This window comes from Limnohabitans sp. INBF003 (genome assembly GCF_055396645.1).
The window spans coordinates 1,754,883-1,773,071 of record NZ_AP029222.1; the positions used below are offsets into that span (position 1 = coordinate 1,754,883).

Genomic DNA, 18,189 nt, shown 5'->3' on the forward strand with positions numbered 1-18,189 from the left:
AAATGAAAAGGCGTCTGGGGTGCAGACGCCTTGGAGGTCAGAGGCAGATTTTAATCAGCCCGGTAATTGGGTGCTTCTTTGGTGATCTGCACGTCGTGGACGTGGCTTTCACGAATGCCCGCAGCGGTGATTTCCACAAACTGCGATTCGTTGTGCATGGCCTCAATCGTCGCGCAGCCGCAGTAGCCCATGCTGGCGCGCAAGCCGCCGGCCATCTGGTAAATGATGGAGACGACCGAGCCTTTGTAGGGCACGCGGCCTTCGATGCCTTCAGGCACCAGTTTGTCGGCATTGGGGTTGCCGGTGCTGGATTCCTGGAAATATCGGTCGGCACTGCCTTGTTGCATGGCCCCAATGGAGCCCATGCCGCGGTAGCTCTTGTAGCTGCGGCCCTGGAACAACACGATTTCGCCGGGGGCCTCTTCGGTGCCAGCAAACATGCCACCCATCATCACCGTGCCCGCGCCTGCAGCAATCGCCTTGGCGATGTCACCGCTGTAGCGGATGCCGCCGTCAGCGATCAGCGGAACGCCCGTGCCTTTGAGGGCGGTGGCCACACTGTCCACGGCCATGATTTGCGGCACGCCCACGCCCGCCACGATGCGGGTGGTGCAGATGGAGCCAGGGCCGATGCCGACCTTGACGCCATCGGCTCCGGCTTCGACCAAGGCCAAAGCGGCAGCGCCGGTGGCGATGTTGCCGCCGATGACTTCAATGTGCGGGTAGTTTTGCTTGACCCAGCGCACGCGGTCGAGCACGCCTTTGCTGTGGCCGTGCGCGGTGTCCACCACGATGGCGTCCACACCTGCGCGAGACAGTGCCTCGACACGTTCTTCGGTGCCCTCGCCCACACCCACGGCCGCGCCCACGCGCAGTTTGCCTGCGGCGTCGCGTGCGGCATTGGGGAAGTTGAGCTGTTTGGTGATGTCCTTGACGGTAATCAGGCCCTTGAGTTCAAAGGCGTCGTTGACGACCAGCAGGCGTTCGAGCTTGTGTTTGTTGAGCAGGTGTTTGGCTTGCTCGGGGGTGGTGCCTTCGGGCACAGTGATCAGGCGCTCGCGTGGCGTCATGATTTCGCTGACCTTCTGGTCGTAGCGGGTTTCAAAACGCAAATCGCGGCCGGTGACAATGCCGACCACTTGGCGGCCATCGCAGACCGGGAAGCCGGACACACCCAACTCGTCGCTCAAGGCCATGACTTGGCGGACGGTGGTGTCTGGCGTGATGACGACCGGGTCGCGCAGCACGCCCGATTCGTAGCGCTTGACCTTGGCCACTTGAGCGGCTTGCTCTTGCGCCGTGAGGTTTTTGTGCACGATGCCGATGCCGCCTTCTTGCGCGATGGCAATCGCCAAGCGCGCTTCGGTGACCGTGTCCATAGCGGCAGACACCAGGGGCAGGTTCAGTCGGATGTTTCGGGTGAATTGCGTCGCGAGCGACGTGTCCTTGGGCAGGACTTGGGAGTAGGCGGGGACGAGGAGAACGTCGTCAAAAGTAAGGGCTTTACCGAGTAGGCGCATAAGCTAAGGCTCCAAAAAATGGATTGTACCCGCGCAGACCAAGGGATTTCCCGTCCTTCGTGCCCAAAATGGGGGCACCCCAAACAGCAAAAAGCCTCAGGCGTTTTGGTAATGCAGCACTTTGAGGGACTTTTCAGGATCGATGTCGACAAAAGCCGCCGGATTGGCCAATCGCTCGACAAACCGCAAGCTCGGGGCCGCCTCGGCAACCTGGCTGTGTAAAAACTGCGTGTCCAGCTCCGGCGCGTTCAGGCACAGCAACACATGGCCTTGCGGCTCCAGCAAATCGGGCAAACGCCGGACCAGCTTGATGTAGTCCTTGGTGGCGATGAAGCTGCCCTTTTGGTAGCTGGGCGGGTCGATCACGATCACGCCGTATGGCCCCATCTTGCTGATCTTGCCCCAGGTTTTGAAGACGTCGTGCCCCAAAAAGCGGGCTTTGGCAGGCAGGTCGTTCAGGCGGTGGTTTTGCTGCCCCACGGCCAAAGCGGCCTGGCTCATGTCCAGGTTGACCACTTGCGCCGCCCCGCCCTGCAAAGCCGCTATCGAAAACGCGCAGGTGTAGGCAAACAAATTCAAGATGTTCTCGTGCTTGGCGTGGTTCTTCAACCATTCCCGGCCATTGGCCATGTCCAAAAACAAGCCGTGGTTCTGGCCGCGCATCACATGCACCAGATAACGGGCGCCCTGCTCTGTCACCACATGCGGCTCGGGCACGCTGCCTGACATGAGGCGGGTTTCGGCTTCGCCTTGGGCACGGCACTGGAACACCCAGTTGAGCGGCTCACCCGGGGCTAATGTGTCCCAGCGGGCTTGCAATGCACTTTGGAACTGGGCCAATGCCGCGTCGGTCACGGGCTTGAAGCTGGTCAGCACCCACACGGGCGCAAACCAGTCGAGTGTCCACTGCTCGCAATCGGGGTACATGCCGCCGCGACCATGGAACACCCGGTGCGCATCGGCGGTGTTGTGCATCTGGGCGATGGCGTTCAAAAGGGCTTGCATGGGGACTTTCAATAACCGGCTGCCGAGCCGCTTTTGCGGTTGGCAAACAAGCCTGTTCGGCCCTTGCCCTGGCGCTTGAAGCGCTGGCGCCGTGCCACTTTGGGGTCGACCTTCAGCTCACGGTACAGCTCAATGCGGTCCCCTTCTTGCACGGGCTGCGTCCAGGGCACTTTGCGGCCCCAGATGCCGGGCTGTTGAAATTGGAGGCTTGAGAGTTTGGAGGCATCGGTCAATCCATCCAGGCTCTCATTGGCCACGGCCTTGGTTGGCTGCCATTGGGCCACGCCCAGGGCCAAAACCGACGCCACGGTGCTGCCCTCAGGCACCAGCAAGCTCATTTCCTGCACATGCCGGGGCGCCAGGCTCCAGCACAGCGTGACCTGCAATGAAGGCTCAGCCATAGACTGCTTCAGCGCGTTTCACAAAGGCATCGACCAAACTGGCCGCAATCTTGTCAAACACCGGCCCCACCAGAGCCGCCAGGGTCTTGCTGGAAAAGCCGTACTGCAAGTCCAGCTCGACCTTGCAGGCGCGCTGCGTGCCATCGCCCACAGGGCTGAACCGCCACATGCCGCTCAGGTTGGAAAACGGGCCTTTGACCAGGCTCATGCCGACCGAGCGCCCTTCTTCGTGGGTGTTGCGGGTGGTGAAGGTTTGTTGGATGCCGCCCAGGCTGATGCCCACTTCGGCCACCATGCCTTGATCGTCGGTTTCGAGCACGCTGGCGCGGTCACACCAGGGCAAAAACTCGGGGTAACGGGCCACATCGGTGACCAGGCGAAACATTTCCTCTGGGGCGTACCAGATGAGAACGGACTTGTGGATATTCTTCATACAATGCACCGATTGTAGTTTTTCGATTGGCCTGTGGCTGATCGCCGGGCTGCACACTCTTGCGAACGGCCAGCCCGTCCTTATTTGCTCACCATGGCCACCACCAAAAAATCAACAGCTGCCCCCGTTTTTGCCAAGATCGCCGAGAACAAGAAAGCCGCCTTCGACTATTTCTTCGAAGAGCGCTACGAGGCAGGCATGGTGCTGGAAGGCTGGGAAGTCAAGGCCATCCGCGAAGGCAAGGTGCAACTGACCGACGGTTATGTGGTCATTCGCAATGGCGAGCTGTTCATCATCGGCTGCCTGATCAACCCGCTCAAAACCGCATCGACGCACATCAACCCCGAAGCCGCACGCACGCGCAAGTTGCTGCTCAACAAGGAAGAGATCAAGCGCCTGATCGGCAAGATCGAGCAAAAGGGCTACACCCTGGTACCGATCAACCTGCATTGGAAAGCGGGCAAAGTGAAGTGCGACATCGCGCTGGCCAAGGGCAAGGCCGAGCACGACAAACGCGACACCATCAAGGACCGCGAAGGCAAGCGCGAAGTCGAACGCGCCATGAAGAGCCGCCACCGCGACCGCTGAACACCAGTTCTCTGAGATCGGTTTGTAGTTTGTAGGTCGGTGGCTTTAGCCCCGACTATGTTGAACGTGTACGGTGTCGGGGCTAAAGCCACCGACCTACACAATCAGCTCAAATCGCGCAGCGGATGGTGATCAGAAGGCCAAGGGCTCACAAAGAAACGCGCGGCTTCGGCAGCATCCACCTCTTCGACACGCGCAGGCTTCCAGTTCGGGTTGTGGTCCTTGTCGACCGCCAAGGCACGAATGCCCTCGACCGTGTCACTGTCCGCTACCAAACGCAGATGGAAACAGTGGTGCACCATGTCGCGCTCCATGCGCAGGTCGTCGGCCAGGCTCATTTGCCGAGCGCGGCGGATTTGCTCGAGCACCACATGCAACATCAAGGGCGAACGGTGGCGCAAGGCATGCGCGGTTTTCTGGCTCCACTCGTCAGAGGCAGATTCCAGCTTTTGCAACATCTGCGCAACGCTGGGCAAACCAAACACCTCGTCAATTTGGGGTTGAGGCGTGAGCTTTTCAGGAGTCAAAGCACCCGACTGGGCCAAGACCCAGCGCTCCACCGACTCGGCGTTTTCAAAGGGGCTGCTGATCAAGGTTTGCCAGATCGGCTCCAGCATGCCACTGGGCAACGCGATGTCGGCCAGCTTGGCGGCCACCGCCTGTGCGCCATTCAGCATGTGCCCGGTCAGCCCCAAGTACTCACCCAGACGCCCCGGGCAACGGCTCAGGAAATAACCGCCACCCACATCCGGGAACAACCCAATGTTGGTCTCAGGCATGGCCATCTTGGTGCGCTCGGTCACCACACGCACACTGGCACCCTGGCTGATGCCCATGCCGCCGCCCATGACGATGCCATCCATGAAGGCAATGTAGGGCTTGCTGTAGGTGTGAATCAGGTGGTTGAGGCGGTACTCTTCGGTGAAAAAATCCCCCAAGGATGCGTCGCCAGCATGTGCGGCCTGATGGAAAAACCGGATGTCGCCGCCTGCACAAAATGCGCCGAACGGGCCTTCTTTGCCCGTGCCCCGCACGGCCACCGCCAGCACTTGCGGGTCATCTTGCCAAGCCAAGAGCGCTTGAGTCAATGAGCGAACCATCTCCAGCGACAAGGCGTTGAGCGCCTTGGGACGGTTCAGGGTGATGCAGCCGATGCGGCCTTCGATTTGCGCGATGACATCAGACATTGTTTTGTCTCCAGCCTAACCATTCATTGAGAAGCAAGGCACCCAAAACCAGGGCACCTCCCAAGAGTACGCTCAACTGCGGGGCCTCATTGGCGCCCCACCAAGCCAGTGCAATGCCAAAAACGATTTCGAGCAAGGCCAGCAAAGCCACCTCGGGTGCTTTGAGCACACGGGCACACACCACCGACAAAGCACAGGGAATGGCCAGCTGGAACAAGCCCAGGATGGCCAACAAGCCCACATCATGCGCCGATGCCTGAAACGGCATGGACAAGGGCAAGGCCAGCAAAGACGACAAGATGGCGCCCAGCATGACAGAAGGCACGAGATCGAGGTTCTGGCCCTCGCTCTGGCTTTTTTGCACCAGCGTCCATTGCACAGAGCCCGCGACGGGTACGCACAAAGCCACCAAGGAGCCGATCAGGAAATTCGGATCGCCCAAACTCAGCTGGGAGCCATACATCCAGCCAATGCCGATGCCCGCCAGCACAATGGCCAACCAGGTCCGCGCGGGCAAGCGGTGCCCCAAAAACATGCGGGTGATCAAGGCCGTGAGCAAAGGCCCCACGGCCATCGTGATCAACACATTGGCGACCGCCGTCAGGGTGAGCGCCACCATGAATGCGGTGAACATGACGCTCCAGCACAAACCGGAGAACCAAAAGTAACGGCTGCGCAAAGGCAGCCGTGTCCAGACACTTCGACCCTGCCACAAAGGCAGGATGACCAGCAATGAAACCGCCGTGAAGAAGCTGCGCCAGAAGGTGACTTCAAAGCTGCGGGCTTGCTCCAGGTGCCGCGTCACCACCCCGGCCATGGACCAGAGGGCGGTCACGCCCACCATGGTCCAGACGGCCATACCGTGCGTCAAACGCATGATCGTCAGCCGATCACTTGTTGCGCTTGCGGTCGCTTTCCTTCAGGAAACGCTTGCGCAGACGCACGCTCTTGGGTGTGATTTCGACCAGCTCGTCGTCCTCGATGAACTCGACGCCGTATTCCAGGGTCAGGTCAATCGGGGGCGTGATCTTGATCGCGTCTTCCTTGCCGGACACGCGGAAGTTGGTCAGCTGCTTGGTGCGCGTGGCGTTGACCACCAGATCGTTGTCACGGCTGTGGATACCCACAATCATGCCTTCGTACACCGGGTCGTTCGCCTTGACGAACATGCGACCACGGTCGTCCAACTTGCCCAGGGCGTAGGTGAAGATTTCACCGTCGTCCATGGAGATCAGCACACCGTTTTTACGGCCACCGATGTCGCCTTTGTGCGGCTCGTAGCTGTCGAAGATGTTGGAGATCAAACCGGAACCACGGGTCAAGTTCAGGAATTCGTTGGTGAAACCGATCAGGCCACGAGCAGGAATGCGGTATTCCAGACGGACGCGACCACGGCCATCGGGTTCCATGTTGACCAGTTCGCCCTTGCGCTCACCCAAGGCCTGCATCACGCCGCCCTGGTGGGTTTCTTCGATGTCGGCCGTGACCAACTCGATAGGCTCATGGCGCTCGCCATTGATGTCGCGAAACACCACGCGTGGCTTGGACACAGCCATCTCGTAGCCTTCGCGGCGCATGTTTTCCAACAAGATGGTCAAGTGCAATTCACCACGGCCCATGACTTCAAAGATACCTTCTTCGTCGGTTTCCTTGACGCGCAAAGCCACGTTGTGTTGCAGTTCTTTTTGCAGGCGGTCCCAGATTTGACGGCTGGTGACGAACTTGCCTTCACGACCGGCCAAGGGGCTGGTGTTCACGCAGAAGTTCATGGTCAGTGTGGGCTCGTCCACCTTCAGCATCGGCAGCGGTGCTGGGTTGGTCGGGTCGGTCACGGTCACGCCGATGTTCAATTCGGCAATGCCGTTGATCAACACGATGTCGCCAGGACCGGCTTCGGTCACTTGCACACGGTCCAGACCCTGGAACTTGAGCACTTGGTTGATGCGACCCTTGATGGCTTTGCCGTCTGGGCCTTCCATGACCACCACGTCCATTTGGGGCTTGATGGTGCCTTGGCTGATGCGGCCCACGCCGATACGACCGACGAAAGTCGAGAAGTCGAGCGCAGAAATTTGCAATTGCAAAGGTGCAGCAGGATCACCCTTTTGAGCTGGCACGTGCTTGAGCACGGTGTTGAACAGAGCCGACATGTCGGGGCCCCACTGCTCGCCAGGTGCGCCTTCTTCGAGCGATGTCCAGCCGTTGATGCCCGAGGCATACACCACGGGGAAGTCCAGCTGCTCGTCGTTCGCGCCGAGTTTGTCAAACAGGTCAAAAGCGGCGTTCACGACTTTGTCGGGGTTGGCACCGGGCTTGTCCACTTTGTTCACGACCACGATGGGCTTGAGGCCCAAGGCCAAGGCCTTCTTGGTCACGAAACGGGTTTGAGGCATGGGGCCTTCTTGCGCGTCGATCAACAAGACCACGCCGTCGACCATCGACAAAGCGCGTTCCACTTCACCACCGAAGTCCGCGTGACCGGGGGTGTCGACGATGTTGATGTGGGTGCCTTCCCAGCTCACGGCACAGTTTTTGGCCAGGATGGTGATGCCGCGCTCACGTTCGATGGCGTTGTTGTCCATCACGGTGTCGACCACTTTTTCGTGGTCAGCGAATGTGCCCGACTGGCGCAGCAGCTGGTCAACCATGGTGGTTTTGCCATGGTCAACGTGGGCGATGATGGCGATGTTGCGGATTTGCTTGGTCATGCTTTCTCTTCCTTTAAACCTGCTCGGCCAGCAACGGCTCGGTGGCAGGTGATTTTTCCAAAATCTGTTGAATTTCGATCGGGCTCAACAATCGACCCGGAACCAATTCGCCGCCATGCACAACAGCTGTTCCCAGCAAGGCACGAGGATGTTCTCCATACACCACGACTTGATCACAATCAACCCAAGGGCCGTGTCTGCGCACCCCATTCAAAAAACGGCCAGTGCAGTCACTGTCCAGGCTCACCTCGGTGTAGCCTGGCAGCAAAACATCCACTGGCAGCAAAGCGCTCTGGCGCTTGGCTTCATCCATCGCTTCCAGATCCTGCAGCGTCACGCACTGTGACGCATCAAAAGGACCGGTGACCACGCGGCGCAATGCGCTCAAGTGACCACCACACCCCAACGCCTCGGCGATGTCTTCGCCCAAGGTCCGGATGTAGGTGCCTTTGCTGCAACGGACACGCAAACGCAAAAAAGGCGCATCGCCTTGCAGTTGCATGTCCAGCAGATCCAGATCATGAATCACCACGTTGCGCGCTTCGCGCTCAACGGTTTCGCCCTCACGGGCATATTCGTACAAGGCCTTGCCGTCCTTTTTCAAGGCACTGTGCATCGGCGGTATTTGGCTGATCGGTCCCATGAACCGGTCCAGCACCTCCACCACCATACCCGGTGTACATGACACTTCACGCGTTTCAATCACTTCACCCTCGGCGTCGGCGGTGCTGGTTTTCAGCCCCAGACGCACGGTGGTCTCGTAAGTCTTGTCGGCATCCAGATGCTGCTGACTGAACTTGGTCGCCGCACCAAAACACAAAGGCAACACACCGCTGGCCAAGGGGTCCAAAGTCCCCGTGTGCCCTGCTTTCTCGGCCCGCAACAACCATTTGGCTTTTTGCAAAGCCTGGTTGCTGGAAAGGCCCAGTGGTTTGTCAAGCAGAAGCACCCCATGCACAGGGCGCCGCTGCACCCGTGTGCGTGGCGCGTTCATGCTCAGTCCTCTTGGGCGCGAGACGACACCGCCTTGGCGATCAATGCGTTCATGTCGGACGCACGCTCGGTGGTGCGGTCAAACAAGAAGTGCAATGTCGGCACGGTGTGGATGTGCAAACGCTTGAACAAACCATTGCGCAGAAAGCCCGCAGCCGTGTTCAATCCTTCGGTGGCTTCTTCGGGGTTGCCCGTCAACACACTGAAATAGACCTTGGCGTGGGCGTAATCGGGCGTCACCTCAATCGCGTTGATCGTGACCATGCCCACGCGCGGGTCTTTCAACTCGCGCGCGATCAATTCGGCCAGATCACGCTGGATCTGGTCGGCCACGCGGAAACCGCGATTGGGAACGGACGATTGCTTCTTGCGCGCCATTTACAGCGTTCTCGCGATTTCCTTGACGTCGAAGAATTCGAGTTGATCGCCTTCTTTGATGTCGTTGTAGTTCTTGAGCTTGATACCGCACTCGAAGCCTTCTTTGACTTCGCGCACGTCGTCCTTGAGTCGCTTGAGCGAATCGAGCTCGCCGGTGTAGATGACCACGTTGTCGCGCAGCAGGCGGAATTTGGCGTTGCGGGTGACTTGACCCGAAGTGACCATACAACCTGCAACCGTACCGATCTTGGAAGCCACGAACACGGTCCGGATTTCGGCCATACCCATGATTTCTTCACGCTGCTCTGGTGCCAACATGCCCGACATCGCGGCCTTGAGTTCATCCACAGCGTCATAAATGATGTTGTAGTAATGAAGATCAACCCCGTTGCCTTCGGCCAACTTGCGGGCACCTGCATCGGCACGCACGTTGAAACCGATCACGATGGCTTTGGAAGCGATCGCCAAGTTGACGTCAGACTCGCTGATACCACCCACGCCGGAGTAGACCAACTGCACTTTGACTTCTTCGGTCGACAGCTTGAGCAAGGATGCGCCCAAGGCTTCTTGCGAACCCTGAACATCGGCCTTGATGATGATCGGCAGCATCTTGACTTCGCCCGCAGACATGTCGGTGAACATGTTTTCGAGCTTGGCGGCTTGTTGCTTGGCCAGCTTGGTGTTGCGGAACTTGCCTGCACGGTAAGTGGCGATCTCGCGGGCACGGCGCTCGTCGCTCATGACCATGAACTCGTCACCGGCTTGCGGCACTTCAGTCAAGCCTTGAATCTCGACCGGAATCGATGGGCCAGCAGACTTGATGGCCGCACCGTTTTCGTCCAGCATGGCGCGCACGCGGCCAAAGGTCTGGCCTGCCAACACCACATCGCCCGTGTTCAAAGTGCCGGACTGCACCAGGATGGTGGCCACAGGGCCACGGCCCTTGTCCAGGCGGGCTTCGATGACCAGGCCCTTGGCGGCAGCTTGCACCGGCGCCTTGAGTTCCAGCACTTCGGCTTGCAAGAGCACTTGCTCCAGTAAGTCGTCGATGCCCATGCCGGTTTTGGCCGACACGGAAACGAAGGGCGCGTCGCCACCGAATTCTTCGGGCACGACTTCTTCGGCAATCAGTTCGCTGCGCACGCGTTCGATGTTGGCATCGGGCTTGTCCATCTTGTTGATGGCGACCACGATCGGCACACCGGCCGCTTTCGCGTGTTTGATGGCTTCTTTGGTCTGGGGCATCACGCCGTCGTCACCCGCCACCACCAGGATGACGATGTCGGTGGCTTGTGCACCACGGGCACGCATGGCCGTGAAGGCCTCGTGACCAGGAGTGTCCAGGAAAGAGATCATGCCACGAGGCGTCTCGACGTGGTAAGCACCAATGTGCTGCGTGATTCCACCGGCTTCGCCCGAAGCCACTTTGGCTCGGCGAATGTAGTCCAGCAACGAGGTTTTACCGTGGTCAACGTGACCCATGACGGTGACCACAGGGGCACGCGGCAGGGATTCAGCGTGTTGGTCCAACACTTCGTCGTCGGTGAACGCTTCTGGATCGTCCAGCGCAGCAATCACGGCCTTGTGGCCCATTTCTTCCACCACGATCATGGCGGTGTCTTGGTCCAAAGGCTGGTTCATCGTGGCCATCTGGCCGAGCTTCATCAAGTGCTTGATGACCTCGGAAGCTTTGATGGCCATTTTGTGGGCCAATTCGGCCACCGTGATGGTCTCGGGCACGTGCACTTCGAGCACGCGCACCTCGACGGGCGCCTGCTGGCTGTGGCCATCATCGCGATCACGCTCATTGCCACGGCGACCACGCGGTCCACCGCGCCAGTTGTTGCGGCCCACACCACCGCTGCTGTCGCCGCGGGTTGGAATGGCTTTCTTCTTGGCTGGATCACCCGCCCAGCTGGAAGACAGCTTGGCTGATTTGACTTCTTTGTTGCCGCCTGGGCCTGAAGGCGCAGCAGCTTGTGCAGCAGCAGCCCGAGCACCAGGCGCTGGCGTGCCAGCAGGTTTGTGCAAAGTGCCTTTGACAGCCGCTTTGGCTTCGACCTTGGGCTCTTCTTTTTTGGCGACCAACACCTTTTTAGGGGCGTTCATCATGGTCCGAATGGCTTCGGCTTCGGCCAAGGCCTTGCGACGACGTGAGTCAAGATCGGCTGCACGGGCGGTGTCTTCGTCGGCTTTGGCCTTCGAATCGGCAGCGGCTTTTTGCGCAGCCGCTTCGCGTGCTTCTTGGTCCGCTTTGGCTTTGGCAGCAGCCGCCTCGGCGAGCTGAGCGGTTTTGGCTGCGGCAACGCTTTCAGCCGAAATGACCGGCGCAGCGGGTGCCGTTTTCACTTGCGATGCGGCGTTGATGCTGGCGGCTTCAGCGCGGGCCAATTGCTCACGCTCTTCGCGGCTCAACTGGGGCTTGGCGGGGGCAGCTTGCCCTGCGGCCAATGCGGCAGCTTCGGCCAAAGATTGCGCTTCGGCACGTGCTTTGGCTTCCTGAGCTTCCATCTCGGAACGCTGCTTGGCTTCTTGCTCTTCACGCAAGCGGCGCTTTTCAATCAGCTCTTCTTCCTGGCGGCGAATCAGCTCGGCCTGACGGCGGGCTTCTTCTTCACGGCGGGCCAGGTCAGCATGGTCGATCACGGGCTCTTGCGGCTCTTCGGCTTGTGCTTCTTGCACGGGCTCGTCGTCGCGCTTGATCAGCGTGCGTTTTTTGCGCACTTCGACCTGGATCGTGCGGGCTTTGCCTGAGGCATCGGCTTGCTTGATCTCGCTGGTGGACTTTTTCACCAAAGTGATTTTCTTGCGGTCACCGGCCACGGTGCCGTGGCTGGCTTGCAGGTAGCTCAGCAGCTTTTGCTTGTCGGTGTCGTTCAGCGTATCGCTGACCGCGCTTTTGGCAACGCCAGCTGATCGCAATTGATCAAGCAAGACATCGGCAGATTTTTTGAGTTCGTTTGCGAACTCGGCAACAGTGGTACTGGACATATTGTGTTCAAGCCTCCATAGCTTCAGGCCTGGCCAGCGAACCAATGTTCGCGGGCTTTCATGATCAGGGCGGTCGCCTCTTCAGCTGTCTGAGCGGTGATGTCAGTCAGTTCATCGGTGGCCAAGTCAGCCAAATCGTCACGGGTATGAATACCCGCTTCGACCAGCTTGGAAATCAGCTCAGGCGTCAAGCCTGGCAGGTCACGCAAATCCTGAGAAACGTCTTCAACGCTCTCTTCGCGTGCAATCTCAAGGGTCAGCAACGCGTCTTTGGCGCGTGTGCGCAACTCGTTGATGGTGTCTTCGTCGAAGCTTTCGATCTCGAGCATTTCCTGGATCGGCACATAGGCCACTTCTTCCAGGCTGGTGAAACCTTCACCAATCAGGATGTCGGCGATTTCCTGGTCCACGTCCAGCTTTTCCATGAACAACTGGCGAATGCCGGTGGTCTCTTCGGCTTGCTTCTGGGCAGACTCGGCAGCGTCCATGATGTTGATCTTCCAACCCGTGAGGTCAGAAGCCAGGCGCACGTTTTGACCACCACGGCCAATCGCAATCGCGAGGTTTTCTTCGTCCACCACCACGTCCATCGCGTGCTTTTCTTCGTCCACCACGATGGACTGCACGTTGGCCGGAGCCAAGGCACCAATCACGAACTGTGCCGGGTCTTCGCTCCACAACACGATGTCGACGCGCTCGCCGGCCAATTCGTTGGTCACCGCATTGACGCGGGTGCCACGCACACCGACGCAGGTGCCAATCGGGTCAACGCGCTTGTCGTGCGACAAAACAGCGATCTTGGCGCGTGAACCGGGGTCACGGGCGCAGGTTTTGATTTCCAGCAAGCCTTGCTCGATCTCGGGCACTTCCTGACGGAACAACTCGATCATGAACTCGGGGGCCGAACGCGACAGCAAGATCGGCGCGCCGCGCAAGGTCAAGTCCACTTCCATGATCATGGCGCGCACACGGTCGCCGCTGCGCAGGTTTTCCTTGGGAATCATTTCGCTGCGGCGCAGGCGGCCTTCAATGCGGCCTGCTTCGCAGATGATGTCGCCCTTGTCCATGCGCTTGACGGTGCCGACAAAGATCTTCTCGCCACGCGACATGAAGTCGTTGAGCAGCATTTCGCGCTCGGCGTCACGGATTTTTTGCAAGATGACCTGCTTGGCCGCCATGGCGCCAATGCGGCCAATGGGCAAAGACTCGATCGGCTCTTCGATGTACTCGTCGACTTCGATGTCCGGAATTTGCTCTTTGGCTTCAAACAGCAAAATTTCCTGCTCGGGCAACTGAAGACCGGCTTCATCGGGAACCACATGCCAGCGGCGGAAAGTCTCGTAATTGCCGTTGTCGCGGTCCACCGCAACGCGGATGTCCACTTCACCGGCATACAGTTTTTTGGTGGCTTGGGCCAAAGCGGCTTCCACGGCACCAAACACCACGTCGCGCTCAACGTTCTTTTCACGTGAGATGGCTTCGACCAACATCAACATTTCGCGATTCATGACTTGACTCTCCTGTTCCACTGGGTCTGCGGTTCAGACCCGATAAAAATGCGCAAAGCCCGACACACCGGTCAGGCTTCAACCTTTGGCTTGCGCCCTTTGAAATCCACCACGGGCGCCAAACGGGCCTCGCGCAACTCATCCAATGTGAAACCCAGCGCATGCAAAGGCGCAGGGACTCGTTTTTTACTGATTCTTTGACCGGGCTTGCCGACGGGCTCGTCACTCCAGACGATTTGCCAGCCTTCACCTGTGGCTGTTCGCTCAAGGGTGCCGCGAAACTTCTTGCGGCTGGCACTGACCAGACCGCCTGCGTTTTCACCCATCGGGGCCTTGAGGGTGAGGTCGATCAGCTCACCGACAAAACGCTCAAAATCTTTTTCATGACGCAAGGGGCGGTCAATGCCGGGCGAGGACACCTCAAGCCGGTTGTAAGCAACGCCGTCGACTTCGAGGGCGAACTGCAGTTGCCGATTGACTTTTTCGCAGTCTTCCACGTTGATGAAGAGCTCTGAACCGGGCTGCCATGGCCAGTCGATGGTGATGCGCAGCAAGCCGCCCGCAGTGCGGTCAATCTCAACCAGGTCATAACCCAGTCCAGTCACGGTTTCTTGAACAATTTGCTGCAATGCCACAGAGCTTCGAAATATCAACGTTAAAAAAGAAAGACCCAAAAAAAACGGGCGGTGAAAACCCGCCCGTTTGGTCGTGAAGCCGGTATTCTAGCCGAAAAACGCGCTAAGTGCGTGATTTTTAAGGAAAACGAAGCACTGTTTCCCGTGAGTCTGCTCACGCATTTGGAAAGGCCGCCAACAAACTGCGGGTGTAGGCATGGCTCGGTTGGTGCAACACCTGATCGGCCGGCCCGGTCTCCATGATTTGCCCCGCCTGCAGCACCATCACTTGGTGGGCCATGGCCCGTAAAACATCGATGTCATGGGTAATCAACAAATAAGCAATGGATCGCTTTTTTTGCAATTCCTGTAGTAATTTCAGAATTTGCTTTTGCACCGTCACATCCAAAGCGCTGGTCGGTTCGTCCAGCACCAACAGATCGGGCTCGACCACCAAGGCCCGGGCCAAGGCCATGCGCTGCCTTTGGCCACCAGAAAAAGAATGCGGGTAGCGGTTCAGCAAATCCGGAAAATCTGCGGTGCTCAAGCCCACTTCGGCCAAAGTGGCCAAAACACGGGCCTCAATTTGGGATTCAGGGGCTTGCGGCTGGTGAAGGCGCAGGCCCTCCGAGACGATTTCACCCACCGTCATGCGGGGCGAAAGGCTGCCATAAGGGTCCTGAAAAACCACCTGCACGCGTTGCCGCAGGGCCTTGTCTTGGGCTGGCGAGTTTTGCCATGTTTTGCCGCCAAAAGACAACACGCCTTCAAACGGGATCAAGCCCAGCACCGCTTGCGCCAAACTGGATTTGCCTGAACCCGACTCCCCCATGACCCCCAAGGTCGTGCCTGCCTCAATCTGAAAGTCTGCTGCATGGACAGCGGTGAAGTGGTCTTTTTGGAACCAGCCCCGAAAACCGGGCAAATTCATGGGGTAACGCACGCGCAGCCCTTGAGCCTGCAGCAGCGGTTCGGCCTTGCCTGCAGCCAGCTGAACCAAGCCTTCACGGCTTGGGCGGCTGTCCAGCAGCTTTTGCGTGTAGGGGTGCTGCGGCTTTGCAAACACCTCGGCCAAGGGCCCCTGCTCCACCAGATGGCCTTTTTCCATGACCGCCACATGGTCTGCAAAGTGGCGGACCAGGGCCAAGTCATGGGTGATCAAGAGCACGGCCATGCCCGTTTTTTTCTGCAAATCGGCCAGCAAATTCAGCATTTGCAGACGCAAGCTGGCGTCCAGTGCGGTGGTGGGCTCGTCGGCCAGCAGCAGTTTGGGCTCGGAGGCCAAGGCCATGGCCATCATGGCGCGTTGCCGTTGCCCGCCCGACAACTGGTGCGGATAAGCGTCAAACCGGCGGTGCGGATCATCGATGCCGGTTTCGGCCAGCAGGGTTTCCGCCCGCTGGTCGGCCTCTTGGCGGCGCAGCATTTTCTTGAGCTGCAGCACTTCAGAGATCTGCTGCCCCACCGTCATCAGGGGGTTGAGGGCGGTCATCGGCTCCTGAAAAATCATGGCGATTTCATCGCCACGGATGCGCGCCATTTCGGCTGGCGACTGTTGCAGCAAATCACGCCCTTGCCACAACACCTGCCCGCCCAGTTGCGCCGACTCCAGCAGCCTCAGCACCGACAGCGCGGTGACCGACTTGCCCGAACCCGACTCCCCCACCAGTGCACAACGCTCACCGGGCTGAATGCTCAGGTTGATGCCGTGCACCACCTCGGTGTCGCCAAAAGACACGCGCAAGTCGCGCAATTGCAGCAAAGGGGTGCTCATGCGTCGGCCTTTCGCGGGTCCAGGGCGTCGCGCAAGGCATCGCCCATGAAAGTCAGCAGCAGCAAAGTCACCACCAACACGCCGAAGGTGGAGATTGAAATCCACCAGGCGTCGATGTTGTTTTTGCCCTGCGACAGCAGCTCACCCAATGAGGGCGTGCCGGGTGGCACCCCCAAGCCCAGAAAATCGAGCGAGGTCAAAGCCAGAATGGCCCCACTCATGCGAAAGGGTAAAAAGGTGACCACCGGGGTCATGCTGTTGGGCAACACATGCCGCCACATGATTTGCCAGTGCCCCAAGCCCAGCGCCCTGGCCGACTTGACGTAATCGAGTTGGCGGTTGCGCAAGAACTCGGCCCGCACGTAGTCCGACAAGCCCATCCAGCCAAACAGGCTCAGCAACACCAGCAGCAAACCCACACTGGGCTCGAACACCGCCGAGAAGATGATGAGCAAATACAACTCGGGCATGGCACTCCAGATTTCGATGAAGCGCTGGAACACCAGATCGATCTTACCCACAAAGAAGCCCTGCACTGCCCCGGTCAACACGCCCAGCAATACACCGAAGAGCGTCAAAGCCAAGGCAAACAGCACCGACACGCGAAACCCGTAGAGCAAACGCGCCAGCACATCACGGCCCCGGTCGTCGGTGCCCAGCCAGTTGCGGGCGCTGGGCGGTGCCGGGTTGGGCAGGGGCGCAAAATAATCGAGCGTGCTGTGGTGATAAGGGTTGGGCGCTTGCAAAGCCCAGTTACCCTCCTTGTGCAGTTGTTGCTGGATGAAGGGGTCCAGGTAATCGGCGGGCGTTTCAAAGTCGCCCCCAAACAGCTTTTCGGGCAAGGTCTGCACCACCGGAAAGTACCACTGCCCCTGAAAGCGCACGACCAAGGGTTTGTCGTTCGACAAAAACTCGGCGCCCAGACTGAGCACGAACAAGGTCATAAAAACAAGCAGGCTGTACCAGCCCAGGCGGTTGCGCTTGAAACGTTGCCAAGCTCGGGCCGTGGGCGAAGTCTGCGCAGACGAGAAGGAAGTCGTGGATGTGCTCATTGGTCGAACTTCACACGCGGGTCTACCCACAAATAACAAAGGTCGCTGACCAGCTTGGTGACCAGGCCAATCAATGTGAACAAATACAAGGTGCCCAGTACCACCGGGTAATCGCGCCGGATGACCGACTCATAGCTGAGCAAGCCCAAGCCATCGAGCGAAAACAAGGTTTCGATCAACAAAGAGCCCGTGAAAAATGCGCCGATGAAGGCCGCAGGAAAACCGGTGACCAAGGGGATCAACGCGTTGCGCATGACATGGCGGTACAGCACCCGGTTTTCGCTCAGGCCCTTGGCACGGGCGGTGAGCACGTATTGCTTGCGGATTTCTTCCAGAAACGCGTTTTTGGTCAGCATGGTGATGACAGCAAATGAGCCCAGCACACTGGCCGTGACCGGCAAGGCGATGTGCCACAAATAGTCGACCACCTTGGCCCCCCAACTGAGTTGCTCCCAATTGGATGACGTCAGGCCGCGAAGTGGGAACCACTGCAGCTGACCGCCAAAAATCACCAGCAAAGCCACGCCCAACACAAAGCCCGGAATCGCATAACCCACCAGCACCAGCAAGCTGGTGAGCGTGTCAAAACGCGTGCCCGCCCGCACCGCTTTGGCAATGCCCAGAGGCACCGACACCAGATAACTCAGGAAAAACGTCCACAAGCCCAGACTGATCGAGACCGGCAATTTTTCCTTGATCAGGCTCCAGACGTCTTTGGGGTAGAAAAAGCTTTTGCCCAAATCGAACTGCGCAAACTGTTTGAGCATCATCCAGAAGCGCTCGGTGGGCGGTTTGTCAAAACCATAAAGGGTTTTGATCTCAGCAATGCGGGCCGCGTCGACGCCCTGGCGACCGCGGTAACCACTGCCCGCAGCAGCCGCGCCCTCCCCGCCCGTGTCACGCCCCTGCAGTTGGGCCACCATTTGTTCTACCGGCCCACCGGGCACAAACTGGATCACCGCAAAAGTCATGAGCAAGACCCCGAACAAGGTCGGGATCATCAACAACAAGCGCTTGAAGATGTAGGCCAGCATGGC

At 59.0% G+C, this 18,189-nt stretch carries 16 protein-coding genes; 1 reads left to right on the forward strand and 15 read right to left on the reverse strand.

What is annotated here, in order from left to right:
• Positions 1–50: 50 nt before the first annotated feature.
• The 4 genes from guaB to ACZ5VE_RS07990 form a co-directional block, all read right to left on the reverse strand.
• Positions 51–1,520, reverse strand: a complete 1,470-nt coding sequence (gene guaB, locus ACZ5VE_RS07975) for an IMP dehydrogenase (RefSeq protein ID WP_108313258.1) — start codon at positions 1,518–1,520, stop codon at positions 51–53.
• Positions 1,521–1,616: 96 nt separating this feature from the next.
• Positions 1,617–2,525: a class I SAM-dependent methyltransferase gene (locus ACZ5VE_RS07980; RefSeq protein WP_464454670.1), complete on the reverse strand. Its 909-nt coding sequence runs from the start codon at positions 2,523–2,525 to the stop codon at positions 1,617–1,619.
• Positions 2,526–2,533: 8 nt separating this feature from the next.
• Positions 2,534–2,926 (reverse strand): RnfH family protein, encoded by a 393-nt coding sequence (locus ACZ5VE_RS07985; RefSeq protein WP_464454671.1) that lies wholly within the window; start codon positions 2,924–2,926, stop codon positions 2,534–2,536.
• Positions 2,919–3,359 (reverse strand): type II toxin-antitoxin system RatA family toxin, encoded by a 441-nt coding sequence (locus ACZ5VE_RS07990; protein ID WP_464454672.1) that lies wholly within the window; start codon positions 3,357–3,359, stop codon positions 2,919–2,921. The genes ACZ5VE_RS07985 and ACZ5VE_RS07990 overlap by 8 nt, the downstream gene beginning before the upstream one ends.
• A 93-nt stretch (positions 3,360–3,452) precedes the next feature.
• On the opposite strand from ACZ5VE_RS07990, the gene smpB reads away from it, so the two are divergent.
• Positions 3,453–3,947 carry an SsrA-binding protein SmpB gene (smpB, locus tag ACZ5VE_RS07995; RefSeq protein WP_464454673.1) on the forward strand — a complete coding sequence of 165 codons (495 nt, stop codon included), beginning with the start codon at positions 3,453–3,455 and terminating at the stop codon, positions 3,945–3,947.
• Positions 3,948–4,051: 104 nt separating this feature from the next.
• On the opposite strand, the gene ACZ5VE_RS08000 is transcribed toward smpB, so the two are convergent.
• From ACZ5VE_RS08000 to ACZ5VE_RS08050, 11 genes are all read right to left on the reverse strand, one after another.
• Positions 4,052–5,134 carry an enoyl-CoA hydratase/isomerase family protein gene (locus tag ACZ5VE_RS08000; RefSeq protein WP_464454674.1) on the reverse strand — a complete coding sequence of 361 codons (1,083 nt, stop codon included), beginning with the start codon at positions 5,132–5,134 and terminating at the stop codon, positions 4,052–4,054.
• Positions 5,127–6,011, reverse strand: coding sequence for a DMT family transporter (locus ACZ5VE_RS08005; protein WP_464454675.1), 885 nt, complete (start codon positions 6,009–6,011; stop codon positions 5,127–5,129). Before ACZ5VE_RS08005 ends, ACZ5VE_RS08000 begins: the two co-directional genes overlap by 8 nt.
• Before the next feature lie 13 nt (positions 6,012–6,024).
• The gene (gene typA, locus ACZ5VE_RS08010) at positions 6,025–7,842 is read right to left on the reverse strand and encodes a translational GTPase TypA (protein WP_464454676.1); all 1,818 of its coding nucleotides are present in this window, start codon (positions 7,840–7,842) and stop codon (positions 6,025–6,027) included.
• A gap of 13 nt (positions 7,843–7,855) precedes the next feature.
• Positions 7,856–8,836, reverse strand: a complete 981-nt coding sequence (gene truB, locus ACZ5VE_RS08015) for a tRNA pseudouridine(55) synthase TruB (protein ID WP_464454677.1) — start codon at positions 8,834–8,836, stop codon at positions 7,856–7,858.
• 2 nt (positions 8,837–8,838) lie between these two features.
• Entirely contained in the window at positions 8,839–9,213 is a 375-nt protein-coding gene (gene rbfA / locus ACZ5VE_RS08020; RefSeq protein WP_464454678.1) for a 30S ribosome-binding factor RbfA, read from the reverse strand.
• Positions 9,214–12,204: a translation initiation factor IF-2 gene (gene infB / locus ACZ5VE_RS08025; RefSeq protein ID WP_464454679.1), complete on the reverse strand. Its 2,991-nt coding sequence runs from the start codon at positions 12,202–12,204 to the stop codon at positions 9,214–9,216.
• Positions 12,205–12,227: 23 nt separating this feature from the next.
• Complete coding sequence (gene nusA / locus ACZ5VE_RS08030) at positions 12,228–13,712, reverse strand: transcription termination factor NusA (protein WP_464454680.1); 1,485 nt, start codon at positions 13,710–13,712, stop codon at positions 12,228–12,230.
• A 71-nt stretch (positions 13,713–13,783) separates the two neighbouring features.
• A complete protein-coding gene (rimP, locus tag ACZ5VE_RS08035; RefSeq protein WP_464454681.1) occupies positions 13,784–14,347 on the reverse strand; it encodes a ribosome maturation factor RimP in 564 nt (187 codons plus the stop codon).
• Positions 14,348–14,501: 154 nt separating this feature from the next.
• A complete protein-coding gene (locus ACZ5VE_RS08040; protein ID WP_464454682.1) occupies positions 14,502–16,100 on the reverse strand; it encodes an ABC transporter ATP-binding protein in 1,599 nt (532 codons plus the stop codon).
• Positions 16,097–17,152 (reverse strand): ABC transporter permease, encoded by a 1,056-nt coding sequence (locus ACZ5VE_RS08045; protein WP_464454683.1) that lies wholly within the window; start codon positions 17,150–17,152, stop codon positions 16,097–16,099. Before ACZ5VE_RS08045 ends, ACZ5VE_RS08040 begins: the two co-directional genes overlap by 4 nt.
• Positions 17,149–18,186, reverse strand: coding sequence for a microcin C ABC transporter permease YejB (locus ACZ5VE_RS08050; protein WP_464454684.1), 1,038 nt, complete (start codon positions 18,184–18,186; stop codon positions 17,149–17,151). The genes ACZ5VE_RS08045 and ACZ5VE_RS08050 overlap by 4 nt, the downstream gene beginning before the upstream one ends.
• Positions 18,187–18,189: the final 3 nt, after the last annotated feature.

Coding starts and splice junctions, on each gene's coding strand:
- truB (WP_464454677.1), bottom strand. CDS start 8,836: ATGAACGCGCCACGCACACGGGTGCAGCGGCGCCCTGTGCATGGGGTG.
- nusA (WP_464454680.1), bottom strand. CDS start 13,712: ATGAATCGCGAAATGTTGATGTTGGTCGAAGCCATCTCACGTGAAAAG.
- ACZ5VE_RS08050 (WP_464454684.1), bottom strand. CDS start 18,186: ATGCTGGCCTACATCTTCAAGCGCTTGTTGTTGATGATCCCGACCTTG.
- ACZ5VE_RS08005 (WP_464454675.1), bottom strand. CDS start 6,011: ATGCGTTTGACGCACGGTATGGCCGTCTGGACCATGGTGGGCGTGACC.
- guaB (WP_108313258.1), bottom strand. CDS start 1,520: ATGCGCCTACTCGGTAAAGCCCTTACTTTTGACGACGTTCTCCTCGTC.
- typA (WP_464454676.1), bottom strand. CDS start 7,842: ATGACCAAGCAAATCCGCAACATCGCCATCATCGCCCACGTTGACCAT.
- ACZ5VE_RS08045 (WP_464454683.1), bottom strand. CDS start 17,152: ATGAGCACATCCACGACTTCCTTCTCGTCTGCGCAGACTTCGCCCACG.
- smpB (WP_464454673.1), top strand. CDS start 3,453: ATGGCCACCACCAAAAAATCAACAGCTGCCCCCGTTTTTGCCAAGATC.
- ACZ5VE_RS07990 (WP_464454672.1), bottom strand. CDS start 3,359: ATGAAGAATATCCACAAGTCCGTTCTCATCTGGTACGCCCCAGAGGAA.
- ACZ5VE_RS08040 (WP_464454682.1), bottom strand. CDS start 16,100: ATGAGCACCCCTTTGCTGCAATTGCGCGACTTGCGCGTGTCTTTTGGC.
- ACZ5VE_RS07980 (WP_464454670.1), bottom strand. CDS start 2,525: ATGCAAGCCCTTTTGAACGCCATCGCCCAGATGCACAACACCGCCGAT.
- rbfA (WP_464454678.1), bottom strand. CDS start 9,213: ATGGCGCGCAAGAAGCAATCGTCCGTTCCCAATCGCGGTTTCCGCGTG.
- ACZ5VE_RS07985 (WP_464454671.1), bottom strand. CDS start 2,926: ATGGCTGAGCCTTCATTGCAGGTCACGCTGTGCTGGAGCCTGGCGCCC.
- ACZ5VE_RS08000 (WP_464454674.1), bottom strand. CDS start 5,134: ATGTCTGATGTCATCGCGCAAATCGAAGGCCGCATCGGCTGCATCACC.
- infB (WP_464454679.1), bottom strand. CDS start 12,204: ATGTCCAGTACCACTGTTGCCGAGTTCGCAAACGAACTCAAAAAATCT.